This window comes from Lacihabitans sp. CCS-44, assembly GCF_024343735.1.
GTDB lineage: Bacteria > Bacteroidota > Bacteroidia > Cytophagales > Spirosomataceae > Leadbetterella.
Genome location: NZ_RJUE01000029.1, coordinates 1 through 2,604 on the forward strand (window position 1 = coordinate 1; position 2,604 = coordinate 2,604).

A 2,604-nucleotide genomic window follows, 5' to 3' on the forward strand; every position below is an offset into this window, starting at 1 on the left:
AAGGTCATTTAGGACTGAGAATATCTTAATATCTTAATGTTAAAAAAAGAGGGGTTTCAAAGCTTAAACATGAAGAAAATTAAGAAATTAAGGTCATTTAGGACTGAGAATATCTTAATGCTCTTAATATCTAAATGTACTTAATGTTAAAAAAAGAGGGCTTCGAAATCTAAACATGAAGATAATTAAGAAATTAAGGTCATTTAGGACTGAGAATATCTTAATATCTTAATGTTAAAAAAAGAGGGCTTCGAAATCTAAACATGAAGATAATTAAGAAATTAAGGTCATTTAGGACTGAGAATATCTTAATGCTCTTAATATCTTAATGAACTTAATGTTAAAAAAAGAGGGGCTTCAAAGCTTAAACATGAAGAAAATTAAGGAATTAAGGTCATTTAGGACTGAGAATATCTTAATATCTTAATGTTAAAAAAAGAGGGGTTTCAAAGCTTAAACATGAAGAAAATTAAGGGATTAAGGTCATTTAGGACTGAGAATATCTTAATGCTCTTAATATCTTAATGAACTTAATGTTAAAAAAAGAGGGGCTTCAAAGCTTAAACATGAAGAAAATTAAGGAATTAAGGTCATTTAGGACTGAGAATATCTTAATATCTTAATGTTAAAAAAAGAGGGCTTCGAAATCTAAACATGAAGATAATTAAGAAATTAAGGTCATTTAGGACTGAGAATATCTTAATGCTCTTAATATCTTAATGAACTTAATGTTAAAAAAAGAGGGGCTTCAAAGCTTAAACATGAAGAAAATTAAGGAATTAAGGTCATTTAGGACTGAGAATATCTTAATATCTTAATGTTAAAAAAAGAGGGGTTTCAAAGCTTAAACATGAAGAAAATTAAGGGATTAAGGTCATTTAGGACTGAGAATATCTTAATGCTCTTAATATCTTAATGAACTTAATGTTAAAAAAAGAGGGGCTTCAAAGCTTAAACATGAAGAAAATTAAGGAATTAAGGCCATTTAGGACTGAGAATATCTTAATGCTCTTAATATCTTAATGTCCTTAATGTTAAAAAAAGAGGAGCTTCAAAGGCTAAAAATTAAGACCATTTAGGGACTGAGAATATATTAATGTTAAAAAATCACACAATTCTCTCGAGTATCTCCGCAATTCTATCCGCCGTTTTTCCATCCCAAAGCTCGGGGATTTCGCCCTTTTTCCAGTTGCCCGCAAAAATATCTTTTAGAGGCTCTATCAGTTTACTGGGGTCGATGCCTATGAGTTTGTTTGTGCCTATCGTACAAGTCTCGGGCCTCTCTGTGGAGTCTCTGAGTGTGAGACAAGGAACTTTCATAACCGTGGTCTCTTCTGTGATACCACCAGAATCGGTAATAACCACTCTTGCATTTTTTACCAAATAATTAAACTCCAAATAACCCATGGGCTCGGAGAGGATGATGTTTTCTGGCTGCAAATCGAGGCTTTGATACACCTTGCGTGTACGAGGATGTATTGGGAAGATTATTTTGTTGGGTGCCACAGTCTCGCTGACTATCTTCACAAGGTTCCTGAGGTTTTCGGGATTGTCTACATTGGCGGGGCGGTGCAAGGTCATGACAATGTATTCTTTCTCTTTCAATTCATTCTCTTTCCAAATGTTGGGTTGTTTGAGTCGGGGAATATTTTTGAGCAGGGTATCAATCATGGTATTGCCCACAAAAAAAATCTTTTCCTCTTTTATGCCTTCTCCTCTTAAGTTTTGGTTGGCTACTTCAGAGGTGGTGAAAAAGTAATTGGTGATGGCATCTGTTACTTTTCTGTTGATTTCCTCGGGCATGGTTTCGTCGTAGGAGCGAATGCCTCCTTCTATATGTGCTACACGAATATTGAGTTTTCTGGCTGCTATAGAACAGGCCATGGTGGAGGTCACGTCTCCTACCACAATACAAAGATTGGAAGGTTTTTCAAGCAATATTTGTTCGTAGGCCACCATTATTTTGGCCGTTTGTTCGGCTTGTGTACCAGAGCCTACCTGCAGGTTGATGTCTGGATGTGGTATACCTAGCTCATCAAAGAAGGTCTCGCTCATGTTTTTGTCGTAGTGCTGCCCTGTGTGTATTAGACGAAATTTGATGCCTTTCTGTTCGAAATTATGGGTCTTGAAGGCATTGATAATAGGGGCAATCTTCATGAAGTTGGGACGTGCTCCTGCTATGATATCTATGAGTTTTGACATTTGGTGCTATTAAAGATTCAAAATTAATAGAATATAATTGAAATTGGTTTCTCCGAAAAGGTAAAACATTAAAGGTCTGTAAGGAATTAAAGGGCGGAGAATATCTTAATGCTCTTAATATCTAAATGTACTTAATGTTAAAAAAAGAGGGCTTCGAAATCTAAACATTAAGAGAATTAAGGGATTAAGGCCATTTAGGACTGAGAATATCTTAATGCTCTTAATATCTAAATGACTTAATGTTAAAAAAAGAGGGCTTCGAAATCTAAACATTAAGAGAATTAAGGGATTAAGGCCATTAAGGGGCTGAGAATATCTTAATGCTCTTAATATCTAAATGTACTTAATGTTAATGAAGATAATTAAGAAATTAAGGTCATTTAGGACTGAGAATATCTTAAT

The 2,604-nt window shown here is 34.4% G+C and carries 1 protein-coding gene; it reads right to left on the reverse strand.

What is annotated here, in order from left to right; all coding sequences use genetic code 11:
- Positions 1 to 1,107: 1,107 nt before the first annotated feature.
- On the reverse strand, positions 1,108 to 2,202 hold the full coding sequence (gene wecB / locus EGI26_RS07140; protein ID WP_255077341.1) for a non-hydrolyzing UDP-N-acetylglucosamine 2-epimerase: 1,095 nt from the start codon (positions 2,200 to 2,202) through the stop codon (positions 1,108 to 1,110).
- Positions 2,203 to 2,604: the final 402 nt, after the last annotated feature.